The sequence below is a fragment of the Couchioplanes caeruleus genome, assembly GCF_003751945.1.
Taxonomy (GTDB): domain Bacteria; phylum Actinomycetota; class Actinomycetes; order Mycobacteriales; family Micromonosporaceae; genus Actinoplanes; species Actinoplanes caeruleus.
The window spans coordinates 8,215,620-8,237,607 of sequence record NZ_RJKL01000001.1; the positions used below are offsets into that span (position 1 = coordinate 8,215,620).

At 72.2% G+C, this 21,988-nt stretch carries 21 protein-coding genes; 12 read left to right on the forward strand and 9 right to left on the reverse strand.

Annotated features, from left to right (window positions below):
- Positions 1-74 precede the first annotated feature (74 nt).
- The 7 genes from EDD30_RS37015 to EDD30_RS37045 all read left to right on the forward strand — a co-directional run bounded on the left by EDD30_RS37015 (position 75) and on the right by EDD30_RS37045 (position 8,634).
- Positions 75-1,733: an FAD-binding dehydrogenase gene (locus EDD30_RS37015; RefSeq protein WP_071806413.1), complete on the forward strand. Its 1,659-nt coding sequence runs from the start codon at positions 75-77 to the stop codon at positions 1,731-1,733.
- 166 nt (positions 1,734-1,899) lie between these two features.
- On the forward strand, positions 1,900-3,531 hold the full coding sequence (gene pgi, locus EDD30_RS37020) for a glucose-6-phosphate isomerase (protein ID WP_071806414.1): 1,632 nt from the start codon (positions 1,900-1,902) through the stop codon (positions 3,529-3,531).
- Positions 3,532-3,629: 98 nt separating this feature from the next.
- Entirely contained in the window at positions 3,630-4,703 is a 1,074-nt protein-coding gene (locus EDD30_RS37025; RefSeq protein ID WP_071806417.1) for a winged helix DNA-binding domain-containing protein, read from the forward strand.
- A gap of 66 nt (positions 4,704-4,769) precedes the next feature.
- Entirely contained in the window at positions 4,770-6,104 is a 1,335-nt protein-coding gene (locus EDD30_RS37030) for a carbohydrate-binding protein (RefSeq protein WP_071806415.1), read from the forward strand.
- A gap of 170 nt (positions 6,105-6,274) precedes the next feature.
- Positions 6,275-7,366, forward strand: coding sequence for an LLM class flavin-dependent oxidoreductase (locus EDD30_RS37035; RefSeq protein ID WP_071806416.1), 1,092 nt, complete (start codon positions 6,275-6,277; stop codon positions 7,364-7,366).
- Between the two features lie 61 nt (positions 7,367-7,427).
- Complete coding sequence (locus EDD30_RS37040) at positions 7,428-8,039, forward strand: FMN reductase (protein ID WP_123678732.1); 612 nt, start codon at positions 7,428-7,430, stop codon at positions 8,037-8,039.
- A 25-nt stretch (positions 8,040-8,064) separates the two neighbouring features.
- Positions 8,065-8,634 (forward strand): histidine phosphatase family protein, encoded by a 570-nt coding sequence (locus tag EDD30_RS37045; RefSeq protein ID WP_071807870.1) that lies wholly within the window; start codon positions 8,065-8,067, stop codon positions 8,632-8,634.
- Positions 8,635-8,643: 9 nt separating this feature from the next.
- Here the strand turns inward: EDD30_RS37045 and EDD30_RS37050 are convergent, their stop codons facing one another.
- The 4 genes from EDD30_RS37050 to EDD30_RS37065 form a co-directional block, all read right to left on the reverse strand.
- Positions 8,644-9,594: an AraC family transcriptional regulator gene (locus tag EDD30_RS37050; RefSeq protein ID WP_071807869.1), complete on the reverse strand. Its 951-nt coding sequence runs from the start codon at positions 9,592-9,594 to the stop codon at positions 8,644-8,646.
- A 30-nt stretch (positions 9,595-9,624) separates the two neighbouring features.
- Positions 9,625-10,461 carry an NmrA family NAD(P)-binding protein gene (locus tag EDD30_RS37055; RefSeq protein ID WP_071807868.1) on the reverse strand — a complete coding sequence of 279 codons (837 nt, stop codon included), beginning with the start codon at positions 10,459-10,461 and terminating at the stop codon, positions 9,625-9,627.
- A gap of 67 nt (positions 10,462-10,528) precedes the next feature.
- Positions 10,529-11,602, reverse strand: coding sequence for a carboxylate-amine ligase (locus EDD30_RS37060; protein WP_071807867.1), 1,074 nt, complete (start codon positions 11,600-11,602; stop codon positions 10,529-10,531).
- The gene (locus EDD30_RS37065) at positions 11,599-12,537 is read right to left on the reverse strand and encodes a methyltransferase (protein WP_071807866.1); all 939 of its coding nucleotides are present in this window, start codon (positions 12,535-12,537) and stop codon (positions 11,599-11,601) included. The genes EDD30_RS37060 and EDD30_RS37065 overlap by 4 nt, the downstream gene beginning before the upstream one ends.
- Positions 12,538-12,662: 125 nt before the next feature.
- Here EDD30_RS37065 and EDD30_RS37070 point away from each other — a divergent pair, with 125 nt between their 5' ends.
- Positions 12,663-13,109 carry a hypothetical protein gene (locus EDD30_RS37070; protein ID WP_071807865.1) on the forward strand — a complete coding sequence of 149 codons (447 nt, stop codon included), beginning with the start codon at positions 12,663-12,665 and terminating at the stop codon, positions 13,107-13,109.
- Positions 13,110-13,275: 166 nt separating this feature from the next.
- On the forward strand, positions 13,276-13,521 hold the full coding sequence (locus EDD30_RS37075) for a hypothetical protein (RefSeq protein WP_071807864.1): 246 nt from the start codon (positions 13,276-13,278) through the stop codon (positions 13,519-13,521).
- Between the two features lie 67 nt (positions 13,522-13,588).
- Here the strand turns inward: EDD30_RS37075 and EDD30_RS37080 are convergent, their stop codons facing one another.
- The 4 genes from EDD30_RS37080 to EDD30_RS37095 all read right to left on the reverse strand — a co-directional run bounded on the left by EDD30_RS37080 (position 13,589) and on the right by EDD30_RS37095 (position 17,979).
- Complete coding sequence (locus EDD30_RS37080) at positions 13,589-14,596, reverse strand: TerC/Alx family metal homeostasis membrane protein (protein WP_071807863.1); 1,008 nt, start codon at positions 14,594-14,596, stop codon at positions 13,589-13,591.
- A gap of 81 nt (positions 14,597-14,677) precedes the next feature.
- On the reverse strand, positions 14,678-15,448 hold the full coding sequence (locus EDD30_RS37085) for a dioxygenase family protein (protein ID WP_211277913.1): 771 nt from the start codon (positions 15,446-15,448) through the stop codon (positions 14,678-14,680).
- Positions 15,449-15,507: 59 nt separating this feature from the next.
- Positions 15,508-16,716, reverse strand: coding sequence for a DUF1501 domain-containing protein (locus EDD30_RS37090; protein ID WP_123678733.1), 1,209 nt, complete (start codon positions 16,714-16,716; stop codon positions 15,508-15,510).
- A 12-nt stretch (positions 16,717-16,728) separates the two neighbouring features.
- On the reverse strand, positions 16,729-17,979 hold the full coding sequence (locus EDD30_RS37095) for a DUF1800 domain-containing protein (RefSeq protein ID WP_071804404.1): 1,251 nt from the start codon (positions 17,977-17,979) through the stop codon (positions 16,729-16,731).
- A 324-nt stretch (positions 17,980-18,303) separates the two neighbouring features.
- Here EDD30_RS37095 and EDD30_RS37100 point away from each other — a divergent pair, with 324 nt between their 5' ends.
- The 3 genes from EDD30_RS37100 to EDD30_RS37110 are packed head-to-tail and all read left to right on the forward strand — an operon-like array spanning position 18,304 to position 21,053.
- On the forward strand, positions 18,304-18,951 hold the full coding sequence (locus EDD30_RS37100; protein WP_071804402.1) for a GOLPH3/VPS74 family protein: 648 nt from the start codon (positions 18,304-18,306) through the stop codon (positions 18,949-18,951).
- A 33-nt stretch (positions 18,952-18,984) separates the two neighbouring features.
- Positions 18,985-20,472 carry an APC family permease gene (locus EDD30_RS37105; protein ID WP_071804400.1) on the forward strand — a complete coding sequence of 496 codons (1,488 nt, stop codon included), beginning with the start codon at positions 18,985-18,987 and terminating at the stop codon, positions 20,470-20,472.
- Positions 20,469-21,053: a GNAT family N-acetyltransferase gene (locus tag EDD30_RS37110; protein WP_071804398.1), complete on the forward strand. Its 585-nt coding sequence runs from the start codon at positions 20,469-20,471 to the stop codon at positions 21,051-21,053. Before EDD30_RS37105 ends, EDD30_RS37110 begins: the two co-directional genes overlap by 4 nt.
- A 37-nt stretch (positions 21,054-21,090) precedes the next feature.
- Here EDD30_RS37110 and EDD30_RS37115 read toward each other — a convergent pair whose 3' ends face one another.
- Positions 21,091-21,855 (reverse strand): GntR family transcriptional regulator, encoded by a 765-nt coding sequence (locus EDD30_RS37115; protein ID WP_071804396.1) that lies wholly within the window; start codon positions 21,853-21,855, stop codon positions 21,091-21,093.
- Positions 21,856-21,988 lie beyond the last annotated feature (133 nt).

Genomic DNA, 21,988 nt, shown 5'->3' on the forward strand with positions numbered 1-21,988 from the left:
GGTGATAAGAACGCCCCCGTTTTGTGCGCTCCAGACGCATCATCCTGCCATCCGCCGCTTCTAGCGTGGAGGGCATGAACGCGGATGTGATCGTGGTGGGTGCGGGCCTGGCCGGGCTGGTCGCCACCGCCGAGCTGACCGACGCCGGCCGCCGGGTGCTGCTGCTGGACCAGGAGCCGGAGCAGAGCCTGGGCGGCCAGGCCTTCTGGTCCTTCGGCGGGCTGTTCCTCGTCGATTCCCCCGAGCAGCGGCGGATGGGCGTGCGCGACAGCGAGGACCTGGCCTGGCAGGACTGGCTCGGCAGCGCCGGCTTCGACCGTCCCGAGGACCACTGGCCCCGGCAGTGGGCGCGGGCGTACGTGAACTTCGCCGCCGGCGAGAAGCGGGCGTGGCTGCGCGCGATGGGCCACCGGCTCTTCCCGGTGGTGGGCTGGGCGGAACGCGGCGGTGCGGCCGCCGACGGCCACGGCAACTCGGTGCCGCGGTTCCACATCACCTGGGGGACCGGTCCGGGCGTGATCGAACCCTTCGAGCGACGGGTACGCGACGCCGCGGCGCGCGGCCTGGTCACCTTCGCCTTCCGGCACCGCGTCGACGCCCTGGTCACCACGGCCGGGGCGGTCACCGGCGTGCGCGGGCGCGTCCTGGAGCCCAGCGACGTCGCGCGCGGGCGCAGCAGCTCCCGCACCGAGACCGGCGACTTCGAGTACGCCGCCCAGGCGGTGATCGTCACCTCCGGCGGCATCGGCGGCGACCACGATCTCGTCCGTAAGGCCTGGCCGGCCCGGCTCGGCAGGGCGCCGCAGCGGATGGTCTCCGGCGTGCCGGCGCATGTGGACGGACGCATGCTCGCCATCACCGAGGCGGCGGGCGCCCAGATCATCAACCCCGACCGGATGTGGCACTACACCGAGGGCCTGCGCAACTGGGACCCGATCTGGCCCGGGCACGGCATCCGCATCCTGCCGGGGCCGTCGTCGCTGTGGCTCGACGCGACGGGCCGGCGCCTGCCCGCGCCCCTGTTCCCGGGCTTCGACACGCTCGGCACGCTGAAGCATCTGATGGCGACCGGCCACGGCTATAGCTGGTTCATCCTGACCCAGAAGATCATCGAGAAGGAGTTCGCGCTCTCCGGCTCCGAGCAGAATCCCGACCTCACCGGCCGCAGCATCCGTCAGGTGCTGGGCCGGATCCGCCCGGGCGCCACCCCGCCGGTCGAGGCGTTCAAGCAGCACGGCGAGGACTTCGTCGTCGCCCGCGACCTGCCCGATCTCGTCGAGGGCATGAACAAGCTGGCCGCGGCCGAGGGCGGCCCGGCGCTCGACCTCGAGGCCGTACGCCGCACCGTCGAGGCCCGCGACCGTGAGATCGCGAACCCGTTCAGCAAGGACGCCCAGGTGACCGCCATCCACGGCGCCCGCCGCTACCGTGGCGACCGGCTCATCCGGGTGGCGACGCCGCACCGCCTGCTCGATCCCGCGGCGGGCCCGCTGATCGCGGTCCGACTGAACATCCTCACCCGCAAGACCCTGGGCGGCCTGCACACCGACCTGGACGCCCGCGTCCTGCGAGCGGACGGCAACCCGCTGCCCGGCGTGTACGCGGCGGGCGAGGCGGCCGGCTTCGGCGGCGGCGGAATGCACGGCTACAACTCGCTCGAGGGCACCTTCCTCGGTGGCTGTCTGTTCTCGGGTCGCACCGCCGGTCGCGCCGCCGCACAGGCGGTGAGCTAGGCCGGCATCTCTTCGCGCTCGTCGGCATCACGACCTGCACTTCGAGACGGTGGACCGGTCGACCGGCCTCATCGCGTCCCCACCGACCACGCCCCGGCGATTCACGGCGGGTGGCGGCGATCCGTGCCACCATGGCACCGATAGTTCGGTTCAGGCGGGAGTGGCAATGAGCGAACACGTTTCCGACAGCGCCGAGTGGCAGGCGGTGCAGGGTCATGCCGAGAAGATCGCGGGCGTGCACCTGCGCGAGCTGTTCGGCAGCGATCCGCGGCGCGGCGAGCGGCTCACCGCCCAGGTGGCCGATCTGTACGTCGACTACAGCAAGAACCTGGTCACCGACGAGGCGATCGGCGCGCTGATCGCGCTGGCCGAGCGGGCCCGGCTGCGCGAGCGCACCGCGGCCATGTTCGCCGGCGAGCACATCAACGTGACCGAGGACCGCGCGGTGCTGCACACCGCCCTGCGGCTGCCGCGCGACGCCACCCTCGTCGTCGACGGCCAGGACGTCGTCCGCGACGTGCACGAGGTCCTCGACCGCATGGGCGCGTTCAGCGACAAGGTCCGCTCGGGCGAGTGGCGGGGCGCCACCGGCGAGCGGATCAGGACCGTCGTCAACATCGGCATCGGCGGTTCGGATCTCGGCCCGGTCATGGCGTACGAGGCACTCAAGGCGTATGCGGACCCCGGCATCGAGTGCCGCTTCGTGTCCAACATCGACCCCACCGACCTGCACCAGAAGACCCGCGACCTGGATCCCGCGAGCACCCTGTTCGTCGTGGTCTCCAAGACCTTCGGCACCCAGGAGACGCTGACCAACGCCACCGAGGCCCGCAACTGGCTGCTGGCCGGGCTCGGCGGCGACCAGGCCGCGGTCGCCAAGCACTTCGTCGCGGTGAGCACCAACGCGCAGCGGGTAGCGGACTTCGGGATCGACACCGAGAACATGTTCGGCTTCTGGGACTGGGTCGGCGGGCGCTACTCGCTGCCCTCCGCGGTCGGCCTCTCGGTCATGATCGCCGTCGGCAAGGAGCAGTTCGCCGAGATGCTCGCCGGCTATCACGCCGTCGACCAGCACTTTCTCACCACGCCGCTGGAGCGCAACGTGCCGGCCCTGCTCGGCCTGCTCAACGTCTGGTACGACACGTTCCTCGGCGCGCAGTCGCACGCGGTGCTGCCCTACTCGCAGTATCTGCACCGGTTCGCGGCGTACCTGCAGCAGCTCACCATGGAGAGCAACGGCAAGCAGGTGCGGCTCGACGGTTCCGCCGCGGGCTACCAGACCGGCGAGGTGTTCTGGGGCGAGCCCGGCACCAACGGCCAGCACGCCTTCTACCAGCTCATTCACCAGGGCACCAAGCTCATCCCGGCCGACTTCATCGGCTTCAGCGTGCCCAATCACGACACCGGCGAGATGCACGACCTGTTCATGTCGAACTTCTTCGCCCAGACCGGCGCGCTGGCGTTCGGGCGCACGGCGGAGCAGATCGAGGCCGAGGGCGTGGAGCCCGCGATCGTGCCGCACAAGGTGATGGCGGGCAATCACCCGACGACCACCATCCTGGCCGAGAAGCTGACCCCGTCGACGCTGGGCCAGCTCATCGCGCTCTACGAGCACATCACCTTCACCCAGGGCGTCCTCTGGGAGGTCAACTCCTTCGACCAGTGGGGCGTCGAGCTCGGCAAGGTCATGGCCAACCAGCTCGCCCCGTTGCTGACTGCGGATGCGGCGCCCGAGGCCTCGAACGACTCGTCCACCGACACGCTGATCGCCCGGTACCGCTCGCAGCGCGGCCGCTGACCACCACCACCGTCACCGCGGGCGGCCCTTTTCTGTCGGAGGGCCGCCCTAGGCTGCATTCCGTGGACATCACGACCGAGCAGGCCCTGGCCCTGCGGATGCACAGCCTGCTGCTGACGCCCGAGGTCCGCCCCGGCACGGTGGCCGGCATCGTCCAGTGGTTCGGCGCCATGCAGGCGCAGGACATGGCGAGCGGGCTGTGGTCGCTCGGCGCCCGCCTGCCCGGCGCGGGCGTCGGCGACGTCGAGGCGGCCCTCGAGCGCCGCGAGGCGATCCGCACCTGGCCGATGCGCGGCACCGTGCATCTCGTCCCGCCCGCCGACGCGCGCTGGATGCTCGACCTGATGGGCGTGCGCGCGCTGGCGGGCGCGGCGAAGCGCCGCGCCACCATCGGCCTGTCCGAGCGGGCGGCCGACCGCGGCGTCGAGCTGCTCGGCGAGGCCCTCGCCGGCGGCAAGCGGCTGACCCGCGCCGAGTGCCTGGCGGCCGTCGCCGCCGGGGGAGTCGAGCTCAGCGGTCAGATGGGCTACCACCTGCTCTGGTATGCGAGCCAGCGCGGCGTCACCTGCATCGCCCCGCACATCGGCAAGGAGCAGTCGTTCGTGCTGCTCGACGAGTGGGCGCCGAAGCCGAACCGGCCGTCCCGCGAGGAGGCCCTCGGGCTGATCGCGACCCGCTTCTTCCGCAGCCACGGCCCGGCCACGAGGGCGGACCTCGCCCGCTGGACCGGGCTCACCATGACGGACGTGCGCGCGGGCATCGCGGCGGCCGGCCCGGCGCTGGGCACGGTCGCGGTCGACGGCGTCGAGATGTTCGCCGATCCGGCCGTGCTGGACGCCGCGACCACCACCCGAGACGACTGGGCGGCACTGCCCGGCTTCGACGAGTACATGCTGGGTTACCAGGACCGCACGATGATGGTCGACAAGCGTCACCTGGACGCCATCGTTCCGGGCGGCAACGGCATCTTCAAGTCCACCCTGGTCGAGCGGGGCCGGGTGGTGGCGACCTGGAAGCGCACGCTCGGCAAGAAGGCGGTCACTGTGGACGTCACACCGCTGACATCTTTCGCGCCGGCCGCGCGCGAGCGCGCGGAGGCCTGCCTCGAGCCGTATGCCCAGTTCGTGGGGCTGCCGCCGCGGGTCCGCTGGTTATCTGTTAACAACCCTTGATATTTAAGTTCATAAACGTCAAGCTGTGGGGGACCTGCCTGGGTCATCGATCCGTCAGGAGCCGCCATGAGAAGACGACGTACCGTGTGCGCGCTGGTAGCCGGCGCCGCGATGACCCTGACGACGGCCGTGCTCGCGGCCCCCGACGGCATGGCCGCCGTCTCCGGCGGTGCCGTCCGGGCGGCCGCCGTGGCGTGTGCCGCGCCGGCCTGGGCCGAGGGCGCCACCTATGCGGCCGGCGCGCAGGTGACCTACGGGAGCCGCCTGTACTCGGCCCTGGTCGCCCACACCGCCCACGTCGGGGCCAACTGGAACCCGGCCTCGACACCCTCGCTGTGGCGCGACCTCGGCGTGTGCACCGGAGGCACGACGCCGCCGACCACGCCGCCCACGCCACCGCCCACCACGCCCCCGACGACTCCGCCCACCTCGCCGCCGGGTGGCAGCACCTGTGCCGTCAAGTCGCGGCCCGCCGGCAAGGTCCTCGTCGGCTACTGGGAGAACTGGGACGGCGCCGCCAACGGCGTGCACCCGGGCATGGGCTGGATTCCGATCACCGACGGCCGGCTCAAGCAGCACGGCTACAACGTCATCAACGCGGCCTTCCCGGTGATCCGCTCCGACGGCACGGTGCTGTGGGAGAACGGGATGGACGTCGGCGTGAAAGTCTCCACCCCGGCGGAGATGTGCCAGGCCAAGGCGAACGGCGCGACGCTGCTGATGTCGATCGGCGGCGCGGCGGCCGGAATCGACCTGAGCTCCGGCGCCGTCGCCGACCGGTTCGTGGCGACCATCGTGCCGATCCTGCAGCAATACCACTTCGACGGCATCGACATCGACATCGAGACCGGCCTGACCGGCAGCGGCAGTATCACCACCCTGTCCACCTCGCAGGCCAACCTGATCCGGATCATCGACGGAGTGCTCGCCCGGATGCCGTCGAACTTCGGCCTCACGATGGCCCCGGAGACGGCGTACGTGACGGGCGGCAGCGTCACCTACGGGTCCATCTGGGGCTCCTACCTGCCGATCATCAAGAAGTACGCGGACAACGGCCGCCTCTGGTGGCTGAACATGCAGTACTACAACGGCAGCATGTACGGCTGCTCGGGCGACTCGTACCCGGCCGGCACGGTGCAGGGCTTCGTCGCTCAGACCCGGTGCCTCGACGGCGGCCTCACCGTCCAGGGCACCACGATCCGCGTCCCGTACGACAGGCAGGTCCCCGGCCTGCCCGCCCAGCCGGGAGCGGGCGGCGGCTACATGGAGCCGGCCCTGGTGTCGCAGTCCTGGAACGGCGTCGGCGGTAGCCTCAAGGGCCTGATGACCTGGTCGGCCAACTGGGACGGCTCCCGCGGCTGGACCTTCGGCGACAACGTGAAGTCGCTGCAGGGTCGCTGATCCACGGCACGGCACGGCCCGCCCCGCTCCGCCCGGAGTGGGGCCGGCCGTGCTGCTGTGACCGGCACCCCGTTGGCGAAGATCTTTGACTATGAAATAATTGCTATGTCAAAGAGGTTGTGCGGGGCAGTCCGGGGCCGAGGGTCCCGACCGAGAGTCCGGGAGCGGGCATGCAGTTCGGGATCTTCACCGTCGGCGACGTCACGCCCGACCCCACGAACGGGCGGACGCCGACCGAGCACGAGCGGATCAAGGCGATGGTCACGATCGCCCGCAAGGCTGAGGAGGTCGGCCTCGACGTCTTCGCCACCGGCGAGCACCACAACGAGCCCTTCGTGCCGTCCTCGCCGACCACCCTGCTCGGCTACATCGCCGCGCAGACGTCCACGCTGCTGCTCAGCACGTCCACCACGCTGATCACGACCAACGACCCGGTCAAGATCGCCGAGGACTATGCGATGCTGCAGCACCTCTCCGGCGGCCGGGTCGACCTGATGATGGGCCGCGGCAACACCGGGCCGGTCTATCCCTGGTTCGGCAAGGACATCCGGGCCGGCATCCCGCTCGCCGTCGAGAACTATGCACTGCTCCATCGCCTCTGGCGCGAGCACGTCGTCGACTGGAAGGGCAAGTTCCGCACGCCGCTGCAGTCGTTCACCTCGACGCCGCGCCCGCTCGACGGCATCCCGCCGTTCGTCTGGCACGGCTCGATCCGCAGTCCCGAGATCGCCGAGCAGGCCGCCTACTACGGCGACGGCTTCTTCGCCAACCACATCTTCTGGCCGGCGTCGCACACCCAGCGGATGGTCGCGCTCTACCGCGAGCGCTTCGCCCACCACGGCCACGGCGATCCCGACCAGGCCATCGTCGGTCTCGGCGGGCAGGTGTTCATGCGGCGCAACAGCCAGGACGCGGTGCGGGAGTTCCGACCGTACTTCGACAACGCCCCGGTCTACGGTCACGGCCCGTCGCTGGAGGACTTCACGCGGGAGACGCCGCTGACCGTGGGCAGCCCCCAGCAGGTCATCGACCGTACGCTCGGCTTCCGCGACTACGTCGGCGACTACCAGCGCCAGTTGTTCCTGATGGACCACGCCGGGCTGCCCCTGAAGACCGTCCTGGAGCAGCTCGATCTGCTCGGCGAGGAGGTCGTGCCGGTGCTGCGCAAGGAGTTCGCCGCGCTCAAGCCGGCGCACGTGCCCGAGGCCCCGACCCACGCGTCTCTGCTGGCCGAGGCCGCAAGCAAGGAGGCCGTGGCATGACGTCGCGCACCCTTGCCGTCATTGCTGGGCTGAGCCGCAATGCCACCGAGGAGGCTGCCGCATGACGTCGCGGACTCTTGTCGTCGTCACGGCGGGGTTGAGCAAGCCGTCGTCCACCCGCCTGCTCGCGGACCGGCTGTCCGCGGCGGCGGTGGACCACGCCGCCCGCGCCGGCGTGGACCTGCGGGTACGGGTCGTCGAGCTGCGCGACCTGGCCCACGATCTCATGAACCACATGCTGACCGGCTTCCCGCCGGCCGCCCTGCGCGAGGTCCTGGACGCGGTGGCGGAGGCGGACGGCCTGATCGCCGTGACGCCGGTCTTCCACGCGTCGTACAGCGGCCTGTTCAAGTCGTTCTTCGACGTGCTCGACAAGGATGTCCTGGTCGGCAAGCCCGTGCTGATCGCCGCGACGGGCGGCACGGCCCGCCATTCGCTGGCCCTCGAGCACGCGGTGCGGCCGATGTTCGCGTTCCTGCGGGCGGCGACCGTCCCCACGGCGGTCTTCGCGGCCCCGCAGGACTGGGGCGGCGACGAGGCCGAGGGCCAGTTGCGCCAGCGCGCCGACCAGGCGGCGGCCGAGCTCGCCACCGAGATCGGCCGGCGGGAGACGGCGCGGCCCGCGGATCCGTTCGCGCTGACCACCTCGTTCGAGGAGCTGCTCGCAGGGTAGAAAGGGCGGGACGACAGGGGGAACCATGGCGGAGATCGTGCTCGTCCGGCACGGGCAGACCGAGTGGAGCGCGGCTCGCAGGCACACCTCGTACACGGACCTCGACCTCACCCCGGTGGGGGAGCAGGAGGCCCGCCGCGCGGGGGAGCGGCTGAAGGGACGCGAGTTCGCGGCGGTGATCTCCAGCCCGCGCCGCCGGGCGGCACGCACCGCCGAGCTCGCCGGGCTGGCCGTCACCGAGACGACCGAGGACCTGGCCGAGTGGCACTACGGCGACTACGAGGGCATCACGAGCGCGACCATCCGCGAGACCCGTCCCTCGTGGTCGCTCTGGACCGACGGCTGCCCCGGCGGCGAGTCGCCGTCCGAGGTGGGCGAGCGTCTCGACCGGGTGCTGGACCGGGCGCGGGACCACCTCGACCGGGGCGACGTGGCGTTGATCGCGCACGGGCACTGCCTGCGGGTGGCGGGCGCGCGGTGGATCGGCCTGCCGCCCAGCGGCGGCGGCCTGCTCCGTCTCGATACGGCGACGCTCTCGGCGCTCGCCTTCGAGCACGGCAACCCGGTCATCGGCTTCTGGAACGCCGCCGCCTGAGCCGGTCGCTCAGCAGGTCTGAGCGCCGGCGTCGGTTCGCCGGTATTCCTGCGGGCTCAAGCCCCGGACGCGCTTGAATGCGGTACTGAGCGCGAAGGCGCTGCCGTAACCGACCTGCCGTGCGACGGCGGCCACGGTGGTGTCCGGCTCGCGCAGGAGGTCCGCGGCGAGGTCCATGCGCCAGTCCGTCAGGTACTTCATCGGCGACTCCCCGATCAGGGAGGTGAACCGGCGGGCGAAGGCCGCCCGGGACGTGCCGACCTTGGCGGCGAGATTCATGATGGTCCACTGGTACGCCGGGTCGGCGTGCATCAGGCGCAGCGCCGGGCCCACGACCGGGTCGTGCTGCGCCCGGTACCAGCCCGGCGTCGCGGTCGCGGCGTCGGCGAGCCACGAGCGCAGCACGGACACGAGGAGCAGGTCCAGCAGCCGGTCGAGGACGACCTCCTGACCCGGCTCGGTCCTGCCGATCTCGGTCCCGAGCAGGGTGACGAGCGGCGCCTCCGCCGGGCCGGCGGGGCGGACGAGCAGCGGGGGCAGGACGCGCAGCAGACGCCGGCTGACCTCGCTGTGCATCTCGTACGTACCGCTCAGCATGACGGCCGCGCCATCGGCGCTGTCGCCCCAGGTCCGCACGCCGAGGCTCATGTCCTCCGCCATGGCCTCGCCACGCACGGTGGTGCACTGCTGTCCCGGGTGGATGACGATCTGCACGGGCGTGTCCGGAGCGTCGGCGATCGTGTACGGGTCCGGCCCGCGGACGATGGCCACGTCGCCCGGGTGCAGCCGGACCGGGTGGTCGCCGTCGGGGACGATCCACGCCGTGCCGCGGACCATGGTCACCAGCGAGAGCGGGGCCCGGTCCTCGATCCGCAGGCACCACGGCGGGTCGAGGATCGAACGGAGCAGGAAGGCCCCACGGGCGCGCGGCTGATCCAGCAGTCCGGCGAGGGCGTCCACGGCAGCGAGTGTAGAGGTCGGGTGAGGCCGTCAGCCCCAGACGCCGGTGGCCGAGGTCGCGCGGGCGTACCCGGCGAAGTCCTTCGGCTGCCGGCCCAGGGCCCGCTGGACGCCGTCGGCGAGGCCGGCGTTGCGTCCGTCGAGGATGGTGTCGAACAGCTCGGCGAACTGCGCCGGCTGACCGTACTCGCGCAGCATGTCCGCGAACTGCTCGCGGGTGAGCCGGGTGTAGCGGATCTCCCGGCCGGTGACCGCGGAGAGCTCCTGGGCGACGTCGGCGAAGGTCAGCAGGCGGGGCCCGGTCAGCTCGTAGACTTCACCGGCGTGGCCGTCCTCGGTGAGAGCCGCGACCGCGACGTCGGCGATGTCGTCGGCGTCCACGAACGGCTCGCCGGCGTCGCCGACCGGCAGCGCGATCTCGCCGGCCAGGACGGGCTCGAGGAAGAAGCTCTCGCTGAAGTTCTGGTGGAACCAGCTACACCGGACGATCGTCCAGGCGGCACCGGCGGCCTCCACCACTTTCTCGGCGGCGCGGGCGGCCTCCTCGCCGCGGCCCGAGAGCAGCACCAGGCGCTCGACGCCCGCGGCCACCGCGAGCTCGCTGAGACCGGCGACGGCGTCCACCGCGCCGGGGAAGCCGAGGTCCGGGTAGTAGGAGATGTAGACGCCGCCGACCCCGTCGAGGGCTGCCGGCCACGTGGTCCGGTCCTCCCAGTCGAAGGGGGGCTGCGCGGAGCGCGACCCGACGCGCACCTCGCGACCCGCGTCCACGAGGCGCCGCACCACGCGGCTGCCGGTCTTGCCGGTGCCGCCGATGACGAGGATGGGCTCGAGCCGGCCGGAGGCGGTGGGAGAAGTATCGGTCATGACCCCAGTCAAGCCGGACGATCGAAGACGAACCATAGCTGGAAGGCTCATGGGCATGTGCGAGCGTCTACGGCATGACGGTCACCTCGGCCAGGGCCGCGGGGATGCCGCCTCTCGCCAGGGCGCGGCGTTGGCGTGTCGCGCCGGTGCCCTCGTCGCGCACGCGGTCCAGTTCGGCCGCGACGAGCCTCGCGTCGCCGAGGCGGCGCAGCGCCGGCTGCACCGCCGTCACCAGGTCCGCGACCACGTCCCAGGCCGGGCGGGCCGTGCCGGCGTGCAGGTCGAGCAGCGTGCCGTCCATTCCCGAGTGGGCCGCGTTCCAGTGCGCGGCCGTCACGAGATGGTCCGGGACCGGAAGTCCGCCGCCGTCCACCAGGCAGGTCGCCACCAGCGAGCGGACCAGCGCCGCCAGCAGCACGGTGTCGGCGGGTGCCGGGCACACGTCGGCCACCCGGATCTCCACCGTGGGGTAGGCCACCGACGGGCGGGCGTACCAGAGCACCATGCTGTCGTCGAGCATCGCGCCGGACGAGACCAGCAGGGCCACGGTGCGGTCGTAGTCCGCGGCCGAGGCGAAGGCCGGGACGGGTCCGAGCGCCGGCCAGCGGGCGAGCTGCAGCGAGCGCCAGCTAGCGTGGCCGGTGTCGGCGCCCGCGTAGAGCGGGGAATTGACGGTCAGCGCCTGCAGCACCGGCAGCCAGGGCCGCAGCCGAGTGCAGACGCGCACGGCCGTCTCCCGGTCCGGCACGCCGACATGGACGTGGCAGCCGCACACGGCCGCGTCGTACGCGATCGGGCCGTAGTGCCGGGCGATCGCGTGGAACCGGCGGTCGTCGGTCGGCTCGCGCACCGGCTCGGCGACCGGAATGGCGCCGATCGCCACGAGGTGGGCGCCCGCCGCCGTGGCCGCCGTGGCCGCGGCCCGGCGCAGATCGGTGAGCCGACCGGCCAGCTCCGGCAGTTCCGTGCAGACTGGGGTGACCATCTCGATCATGCTGTGCCGGAACTCCAGCCGGCTCTGCGCGCGCACGGCGTCGGGCAGCGCGGCGAGGACCTTCTCCACCACGGGCGCGTTCTCGCCGGTGTCCGGGTCGAGGAGCAGGAACTCCTCCTCGACGCCGAGGGTGGGCCCGCCGGTCACGGGCGGGTGGCGGTGAGGACCACGACGGCGATGCGCTCGGCGTGCGCGTACGCCTCGCCGTCGAGCTCTTCGCCGTAGACGTCCGGATCCGCCTCGCGGTAGGTCCAGCTCAGCCCGGTCTCCTTGAGGCGCGCCGCGGCCGCTTCCCGCAGCGGGTCCTGGCCGGCGACGATGCCCGTGCCGCTGAACAGCACGAGGGAGCCGCCCGGGGCCAGCCGGTCGGCGGCCGCGTCGAGGATCGCGAGCGACAGCTCGTGACCCTCCGGGCCGCCGCCGTCGCGGTAGGCGCGACCGGCCGGATCGATCATGAACGGGGGATTGGAGACGATCAGGTCGAAGTCGCCGTCGACGCCGGAGAGCAGGTCGCTGTGGCACGGGCGTACTCCGGGCGTGCCGGCGAGCGCCACGTTGACCTCGGTGAAGCTCAGCGCGTCGGGGTTGATGTCGACGGCGAGGACCTCGGCGTCGCAGGCACGCTTGGCCACCGTGATCGCGCCCGCGCCGGTGCCGCACCCGATGTCCACCGCCCGGCGTACGGGCCGGTCGCGGCCGGCGAGGTGCGCGGCGGCGGCGTCCGCCATCCGGTAGGTGTCCGGGCCGAAGAAGACCGAGTCCGCGGCGGTGGTCGGGAAGGCCGAGTGCACGTACAGCTCACCGTCGTACGTGGAGAATCGCACGCGGCTGCGTACCAGGTCGCCATCGCGTGCCCACACTCCGGCGGCGTCCATCAGGGCGGCGATCCCGGCGGGCAGCACCTCGGGTGGGGCCGGGCGGCTCCAGCCGAAGATGTCGCGCAGGTCGCGGGCCAGCGCGTTCTCGGGGCGGCTGTTGACCCGGGCGTGTGTCGCGGGGGTGACGGTGGTGAAGGAGTACCCGAGGTCTTTGAGGGCGGTGCCCAGCTCGCGGAGGGCGGCTCCGGCAGTCGTCGTGATCATGGCCCGCTGTGTGCCCCGCCCGGCGGTGGATATTCCCTCCTGCGGGTGCCGGGTACGGAGAATTGTCATCGGACGCACAGGTGCGGCACAAGAACAGTTCAGGCGCGGGGTGAAGGCTGTCCGTCATGCGTGTGCAACTGAACCGCAGCGACCGGAACGAGGCCTTCATGCCGAACTCGACGACCGTGCCCGTCCCCGGCCTCGACCGGCAGCGGAGCGACGCCGTCGTGGTCGTGCTGGGCCACTCGGGGCGCGTCGCCGCGCTTGCCGCGCAGTTGCCCGCGGGCTGGTCGGTGCGGTTCGCCGCCTCCGCTTGCGCCGTGCGGCCCGGCGAGATCGTCCTGATCAGCGGTGCCCGGGAGGACGTCGTGCGCGACGCGAGGGCGGTGCTGTCCGGGCGTACCCGGATCGTCGCCCTGGTCGACGAGGACGCCGGGGCGGATCTGGTGACCGCCGTGCTGACGGCCGGAGCGGACGCCTGCGTCCGCGGCGGGCAGCCGGCGATCCTGGCGAGCCACCTGGTGGCGTGCCGCCGCCGGCAGCTCGCGGACCGCTGGCTCAACGTGCCGTGAGATTTTGCTCTGCTGTGGTGCAAAACACCGAGGGCGTTGACCAGCAACAAGGCGACGGAGAGTGACCTGGGATACCTGCGTAATTTGCCGAGGTAGGCAGCGATCCGGAAGCTGGTGAGCGGAAGCGATGAGGCTTTCGCCATCACTTTCCGTAAGGAGACGGACGATGCCTTTCACGAACACGATCCGCGACGCCCGCGTCGCCCTGTCGCACCGGCGCACCCAGCGGCGGGCCTACCGGCAGTTGAGCGCCGAGCTTGCGGCCTTCCGGACGCCCGCCGAGCGCGCCGAGCTCGACCTCATCCTCGGCCGGCACGATGAGACGGAGACCGCGGAGATCCGCGCGATCCTCAACCGGCAGGACTACGAACGTCAGCGCGCGCGGATGGCCGTGGGCGGGTACCGCGGCTGACGACTCCATCCTGGACACGACAGAGGCCCCGGCGACGTTGCCGGGGCCTCTGTCGTGTCCGAGGGGATCAGTGCTCCGCGCGGTCCTCCCGTGGCGCGCGGGCCCGCAGGCTGCCGGCGTGGGCCCGCGCGTCCGGGTCCCGGCGGGTCTTCGCCAGGCTGGCTACCGTCGTGATCACCAGGACCACCAGGATGACGACGAGCGAGACCGGGGTGCTGATCTGCGGCGCGTCCTTCCACACGTCCTCGTGCAGCCAGTGCAGCACCAGCTTGGCGCCGATGAAGGCGAGGATCAGCGACAGGCCCGTCGACAGGTAGACGAGCCGGTCCAGCAGGCCCTTGACCAGGAAGAACAATGCCCTCAGGCCGAGCAGCGCGAACGCGTTGGCGACGAAGACGATGTATGCCTCCTCGGTCACCCCGAAGACGGCGGGAATCGAGTCCAGTGCGAAGAGCAGGTCCGTGCTGCCGATGGCGATGAGCGTGATGAACAGCGGCGTCGCCATCCGGCGCCCGTCGATCCGGGTGAACAGCTTGCCCCCGGCGTACTCGTCGGTGACCGGGAACAGCCGCCTGCTCGCCTTCACCAGGGCGTTGTCCTCGACGCTGGGATCCTCGTCGCGGTGGCGGAAGAGCTGGACCGCGGTGTAGATCAGCAGCAGGCCGAAGATCAGGAACATGAAGCTGAAGAGCGACAGCAGCGTCGCGCCGAGGGCGATGAAGACGACCCGCAGCGCCAGCGCGATGATGATGCCGAAGGTGAGCACCTCCTGCTGGTACTTCTCCGGTACCGCGAAGGTGCTCATGATGATCACGAAGACGAAGAGGTTGTCGACCGACAGGCTCTTCTCGACGATGTAGCCGGCGAAGTACTCGGTGCCGTAGCTCCATCCCGCGACCTGGGCGAAGACGACGCCGAAGAGGAGCGCGACGGCAATGTAGAAGATCGACCAGACGCCTGCCTCACGGAACCCCACGGCGTGCGGGCGCAGCACGCCGAGGGTCAGGTCGAGGGCGAGCAGGGCGACGATGAGCGCAATGGTCAGCGTCCAGCCGAGCGCGGTGACCTCCAGCATCGGCGAGCAACCTCCAGGTGTCATGGGGATTCACCCAGAATCCCTGCCTACGCTGGGAAAATCCTGAAAACAGCGGCGCCGTCAGGCCGTCTGGAAGGAGCGCTTGGCCAGCCCCATCCAGAATCCGTCGATGGGTTGGGCGGGGGTCTGCCCGGGGTCGCCGGAGGCGCCCAGCGTCAGGAACATCGGGGCGAAGTGCTCGATCGTCGGGTGCGCGTACGGCATGCCCGGCGCCCGGGAGCGGAAGTCGGCCAGCTCGTCGACCGCGCCACGGGCCAGGGTCTCCCCGGCCCAGGCGTCGAACTCGCGCGACCAGCCGGGCGCGGGCGCGTCCGTGCGGAAGTCGCGCAGGAACGGCAGGCCGTGCGTGGTGAAGCCGGAGCCCACGATCAGCACGCCCTCATCGCGCAGCGGGGCGAGCCGGCCGCCCAGCTCCAGCAGGCGCTCGGGTTCCAGGGTCGGCAGCGACATCTGCAGCACCGGGATGTCGGCGTCCGGGTACATGACGCTCAGCGGCACATACGCGCCGTGGTCGAGGCCGCGGGAGGTGCGGGCCACGTGCTCGTTGTCGGGCATGAGCTTCTCGACGCGCGCGGCCAGCTCGGGCGCGCCCGGCGCCGGATACCGCGCCTCGTAGTAGCGCGGCGCGAAGCCGCCGAAGTCGTACACCAGCGGCGCGGGCCCGGTGGCGCCGAGCATGAGGGGAGCGGATTCCCAGTGCGCCGAGGCCATGAGGATCGCCGTGGGGCGGGGCAGGCCGGCGGCGAGCTCGCGCAACTGCGAAACCCAGACCGGGTCGTCGACCAGGGGCGGGGCGCCGTGGCTGAGGAAGAGCGCGGGCATGGTGCTCATGGCGACCTCCGTTGAAGCTTCAACTGATATCACCACGGTACGGCCATTTACTTGAGCTGTCAACTAAACGTGAGGCGCCCCGTCCAGCCGCCCAGGATCGGTTCGGGATCCGCGCCCAGCACGTCGGCGAGCAGCATGGCGTACACGTCGCGGAAGTCGGTGGTGTGGCGCAGGTCCCCGTCGTCGAGGTCCGTGAGGCTCGGCGGGTCGCCGTGCAGGCCTCCCGGGATGCCGGCTCCCAGCAGCAGGACCGGGGAGGCCGTGCCGTGGTCGGTGCCGTCCGACGCGTTGGCCCGCACCCGCCGGCCGAACTCCGAGTAGACGGCCACCACCACCTCGCGACCCGCCATCCGCTCCACGAAGGCGGCGAGCGGCCCGTCCAGGCTCGCGAGAATCGCCTCCTGGGCGCCCTTCTCGTCGGCGTGCACGTCGAAGCCGCCGAGCGAGACGGAGTAGACCCGGGTGGCCGCTCCGGCCTCGATGCACCGGGTCACCAGGGCGAGCTGCCGGTCCAGCGCGGGGGCCTGGCCGCCGGTGGCGGTGGCCGGCTCCTCGTCCGGCTCCTCGTCCTCCTCCGGCGCGGTCCCGGCGACGAGGTCGCGCACGCGGACCAGGTCGGCGAAGCACGCGGCGGCGCGGGCCCGCTCCGGCGACTCGCCGGCCGACGGGGTGCCCAGGCCGGTGAGGATGTCGCTCGTCACGCCGGCGGGCAGGTCGAGGGTCCCGCCGGGCACGGTGGCCCCCGCGCTGCGCGCTCCCGCCAGCAGCGGAGGCAGCACCGGCTCGAAGGACACCGCCAGCCGAGGGTCCCTGCCGGCGGTGTCCAGCCAGCGGCCGAGCCAGCCGGTCGTGCCGGGACGCTCCGGGCTCGCGGTCTGCCAGATGTCCATGGACCGGAAGTGGCTACGGTCGGGCTTCGGGTAGCCCACGCCCTGCACGATCGCGAGGCGCCCGTCGCCGTAGAGGCGGTGCAGGCCCTTCAGCGCCGGGTTCAGGGCCAGGCCGTCGTCCAGGGGCAGGACCTGGTCCGCCGGGTAGGCCATCGACGGCCGGTTGGCGGCGTAGGCGGGGTCCGCGTACGGGATCACGGTGTTCAGGCCGTCGTTGCCGCCGTAGAGCGTGACCAGCACCAGGATGCGGCCGTTCGGCTCCTCGCTGCGGAAGCCGAGGATGTCCGGCAGGGCGTACGCCGTGGCTCCGGCGGCCAGGGCGCCGGCCGCGACCACGCCGCCCGCGGTCAGGAGCCGGCGCCGGGTGATGGTGTCCATGTCGTTTCCTCCTCAGTGGACGGCGTACTCGGGGCTGGCCAGGCCCAGGGTCAGCAGCAGGCGGGGATCGCCGGCCGCCCCGGCGAGCACGGCGCGGGTCCGCGCCGTCCACTCGTCGACGACGAGGATCCGGGCCAGCGCGTCGGGGCGGTCCGCGCGGGCCGTGTCGCCGAGCGTGCCGACGGCCTCGGGCGCGAGCGCGGCCAGCGCCCGCCCGGACGCGAGCCGGGCCTGGGCCGACGAGGTGGTCAGCCAGGCCGTGCCGGCCGGCCAGCCGCCGACGCTGGGCGGACGGAACGGGACCTGGCCCAGGGCGCGCAGCCCCGCGAGGATCCGGGACCGGCCGCGCTCCGGATCGATGCCGAGCTGGCGGGCGGCCCCGACCATCCACTCCACCGGTTGCTTCACCAGCCGGCCGCGGCAGCCCGCGAACGCGGGGTCGCCCACCAGGGCGCGCAGCATGGCGACCGTGGAGCCGCCCTGCGCCACCAGCCGGGCGGTCGTGGCCGCGTCCGGTGGGGTGTCGGCGCCGTACCGCGCCCAGAGGCGGCCGGCGAGGAACGGCCGGTGGGCGGGGTGGGACACGAGCAGGTCGGCGTACGCGTCGGCGTCGAACGTGCCGGTGCGGCCGAGCAGGGTGACGGGCGCGGGGTCGTGACGCCGTGCGGAGAAGGTCGCAGTCCCGCCCGTCCGGTCCGCCCGCCAGCCGGTGAGCACCCGGGCGCCCGCCTTCACGTCGGCCTCGGTGTAGCCGGCGCCGACGCCGAGCGTGAACAGCTCCATCAGCTCGCGCGCGAGGTTCTCGTTGGGCGCCTTGCGGGTGTTGCGCTGGGCGTCGAGCCAGATGATCAGGGCGGGGTCGCGCAGCATCGCCCGGACCAGCGCTCCGGTGCCGCCCGCGCCGTAGCGCCGCAGCGTCGCCTGCTGGCCCAGCATCAGCTCGGCCGAGCGCACCTTGCGGACCGAGGTCGCCCAGTGCCCGTGCCAGAAGAAGGTGAGCTTCTCCGCGGCGCCGGGCTCGGTGACCATCCGGGTGATCCACCATCCGGTGGCCTCGGTGGCGTCCCGCCGGGCGTCGGCGCGGCCTTCCCTGCCGGGCCGGAAGGCGCCCACCTCGGGAAGGGACGCCGGGTGGCCGACGGGGGCCAGAACCTTGTCGAGCGTCGCCGGCACGCCGGCCCGCAGTGCCGCCTCGACCTCGGCGGCGGTGGGCCCGAACGTCAACCGGCGGAGCAGGTGGGAAACCGTGCTGCGGTCCGTCATGCCTCGACGCTAGGCGTGGCATGTCAGAAGCGGGTAAGGGCGATGTTCGGTGCGGGTGCGGGACCCCGGCGCTGCGACCCTGCCGCAGGCGTCCACTGTGGGTCCGAGCGCCACCGCAGGTCAGGTCCATGCCCGTCGATGCATTCCAGGTTTGCCCACTGAGGACATTGCGCCCGGAGGCCGGGCGCTGGCAAGCTACGCGGAGTCGTGCATTCGCCGCTCACCGTGACGGTCTGCGGTCGATGCGCACGGCCAGTACCCGTACTCCCGTGACCGGCGGTCACCGCGACCGGCGGTCATTCCGTCATGCGCTAGGGGAATCCCGTGCCGTCATCGCAGCTTCCGCTCGCCGATGACCTGTACCTCGCCGCCCATGACTCGGCGCGCGGCCGCTCCCTGCTCACCGAGGCCACCCTCGGCCTCGGCCTCGCCGCCGCCCTGCTTGCCGAGCTCGTCCTGTGGCGGCGCCTCGACCTGCGCGACAACCACATCATCGTGATCGACGACGAACCCACCCCGGACCCGGCCACCGCCGCGGTCCTCGGCCAGCTCCTGCGCGAACCCGGCCACCGCCGGATTCGCGACTGGATCTCGTTCCTCGCCACCGGGGTCGCCACCGACCTGGTCGAGCGCCGCCTCGCCCGGGCCGGGCTGGTGCACCGCAAGGAGAAGCGCGGGCTGCTCGGCACCAAGGTCCGCTTCGTCCCGTCCGACTCCTCGACCGCCGGCTGGCCCGGCACCCGGATCCGCATCGCCGCGACCCGCGGCGAGCTCCTGGACACCTCGGACCTCGTGCTCACCGGGCTGGTGCTGGCCACCGGCCTCGACCAGCACGTGCTGGTCACGCTCGAACCCGGCGAGCGCGACCACCTGTTCGACCAGCTCCGCCGGCGCCTGCCGGCGATGTTGCAGCACATCGTCGGCCACGCAGAGGCCGCCGTGGGCGACGCCGTGATGGCCCGCCGGGCCTGAACACCCCCTCCCCTCCACCCCCTTGGAGTCCCCGTGTCCGCAACCACCACCCCGGCCGGAACCAGTCAGTTGTCGACCGCTCTCGCCCGCGACCGCCTGGGCGTCGCCGCTGTCGTCTTCTTCGTCATGTCGGCCGCCGCGCCGCTCACCGTGGTCGCCGGGGTCGTACCGACCGGGCTCGCGGTCACCGGGCTCACCGCGATCTCCATCGCGTTCCTGGCGGTCGCCGTGGTGCTGGCCGTCTTCGCCGTCGGCTACGTCGCCATGGCCCGGCACATCGCGAACGCGGGGGCGTTCTACGCGTACATCGCGCAGGGGCTCGGCCGCCCGCTGGGCGTCGGCGCCGCGTGGGTCGCGCTGGTGGCCTACAACAGCTTCCAGCTCGCCTCGTACGGCGGCTTCGGTGCGATCGCCGCCCCGCTGTTCGCCGACTGGTTCGGCGTCGAGATCCAGTGGTGGGTGATCGCGCTGGCCGCCTGGGCGCTGGTCGCGGTCCTGGGCGTGCGCGACGTCGCGGTCAACGGCAGGGTCCTGGCCACCCTGCTCGTCGCCGAGATCGTGCTCGTGGTCGTCTTCAGCTTCGCCGACCTGCTCGCGCCCACCTTCGAGGCGTCGGCGGCCCCGCTGGACGCGGGCAGCCTGGCCGGTGCGGGCGCCGGCGCGCTGCTGGTCATGGCCGTCACGGGCTTCGTCGGATTCGAACAGTCCGTGGTCTTCAGCGAGGAGTCGCGCGACCCGCGCCGGACCGTGCCCCGGGCCACCTACATCGCCGTCGCGATGATCGCGGTCCTCTACGCCTTCTCCGCCTGGGCGATGATCTCCGCCGCCGGTGGGCAGGCCGTCGAGCGCGCCGGCGCCGAGGGCCCGGAACTGTTCTTCAACCTCGCCTCCGCCCGGCTCGGCGACTCCGCCCTGCATCTGGGTCACGCGCTGTTCCTGACGTCGCTGATCGCGGCGATGATCTCTTTCCACAACATCATCGCCCGGTACACCTTCTCGCTCGGGCGCGAGGGGGTGCTGCCGCGGGCGTTCGGGCGCACGGTGCCCGGCACGGGCGCGCCCAAGAACGGGTCGCTGGCCCAGTCGGCGCTCGGCCTGGTCGCGATCCTCGGGTACGCGATCATGGGCTGGGACCCGCTGGTCCAGCTCTTCTTCTGGGGCGGCACCACGGGCGGCATCGGCGTGCTGCTGCTCATCACCATCACCTCGGTCGCGGTGATCGGCTACTTCGCCCGCCATCCCTGCGGCGAGGACGGCTGGCACCGCCTCGGCGCCCCGGCGATCGGCGCGGTGCTGCTGCTGGTGATGTCGTACCTGGCCGTGACGAACATCGAGGTGCTCTTCGGCGTCGCGCCCGGCTCGACGCCGACCTGGGTGGTGCCGCTCGCGTACGGGATCCTGATGCTCGCGGGCGTGCTCTGGGCCCTGATCCTGCGCCGCACCCGGGCGCGCGTCTACGCCGGCATCGGCCTCGGCGCGCGCAGCGCCTCCACCTTCTCGTTCACGGAGGCCACCCGATGACGGCGCCGATCCGCCCCGCCACCGCCGCGGAGATCCCGGCCGTCGGCCGCCTCATCGCGCGCGCCTTCGACCACCTCCCGCAGAATCGCTCGCTGGTCCCGGACGACGGCGTGCGCCTCGCGGTCATGGCGGCCTTCTTCACGCTGCTGTCCGGATCGGCTCGCGAGGCCGGCGCGGTCGATGTGATCGAGGACGCGTCGGGCAGCCTGGTCGCGACGGCGGTGTGGTTCGACCGCACCCGTGACCTGCCCGAGATTCCCGACTACGAACAGCGGCTTCGCGCGGTCGCGGGCCGCTGGCTGCCCCACTTCGCGGCGCTCGACGAGCTGTTCGAGAAGCACCATCCGCAGGAACCGCACTGGCACCTCGCCTTCCTCGCGGTCGACCGGACCCATCAGGGGGCCGGGCTGGGCAGCGCGCTGATGCAGCACACCCACGACCGCCTGGAGGCGCCGGCGTACCTGGAGGCGACCAACGACGACAACGTCCGCCTCTACCGCCGCCACGGCTACGCCGACATGTCCCCGTTCGACATCCACCTGCCCGACGGCACGCCCTTCTTCCGCATGTGGCGACCCTGAAAGGTCTCGGAGAGGGCGTGGGAACGCCCTCCCCCGCTCAGCCCGCGGAAAGGTTGAGCTCGAAGCTGTAGCGGCTCGCGCGGTAGACGTGGGAGCCGTACTCCAGCGCCCGGCCGCCCGCGTCCCAGGCCGTACGGGTCATGGTCAGCAGGGACGCGCCGCGCTTCTCGGCGAGGATGCGGGCCTCGGCGGCGCCGGCGGTGCGGGCGCCGATCACCTGGGTAGCGACGCGGGGCTGATAGCCGGCCCGGCGCAGCAGTTCGTAGAGGCCGTGCGCGGCGAGGTCGTCCGCCTCCAGGCGGATGAGGTCGAGCGGGATGGCGTTGTGCATCAGGGCGAGCGGTTCGCCGCCGGCGTAGCGCAGCCGCTCGATCCAGGTGACCTCGGTGCCGGCGGGCAGCTCGAGGGCGGCGGCCACCTCCGCCGGGGCCGGGATCACCTCGAGCCGCAGCACCTCGGTGTGCGGCTTGCGGTCGGCGCTGACCAGGTCGTCGTAGAGGCTGGAGAGCTCGACCGGCCGCCGGACCTTCGGGTGCACCACCTGGGTGCCCACGCCGCGCTTGCGCACGAGCATGCCGCGCTCCACGAGGTACTGGATCGCGCGGCGGGTCGTGGGGCGGGAGACGCCGAGGCGCTCGGCCAGGTCGACCTCGTTCTCGATGCGGGCGCCGACGCCGATCTCGCCGGCCTCGATGAGCTCCTGCAGCCGGCTGGCGACCTGGAAGTACAGGGGCACCGGGCTGCTCCGGTCCAGCTCGACCGGGCGTACCGGACCGCGCGACGCGGAGCGGTCACGTGGCACGGACCCTCCTCACCATGTGAGTTTGTCAGGACAAAGTATTGACGTGGAAGCCCTCACGTTATTACATCGAATCCGGCCGTGGCACCCCCTCCCGCACGTGAAGAGCCCGGCCACACACCTTCTCCTCGCGCCG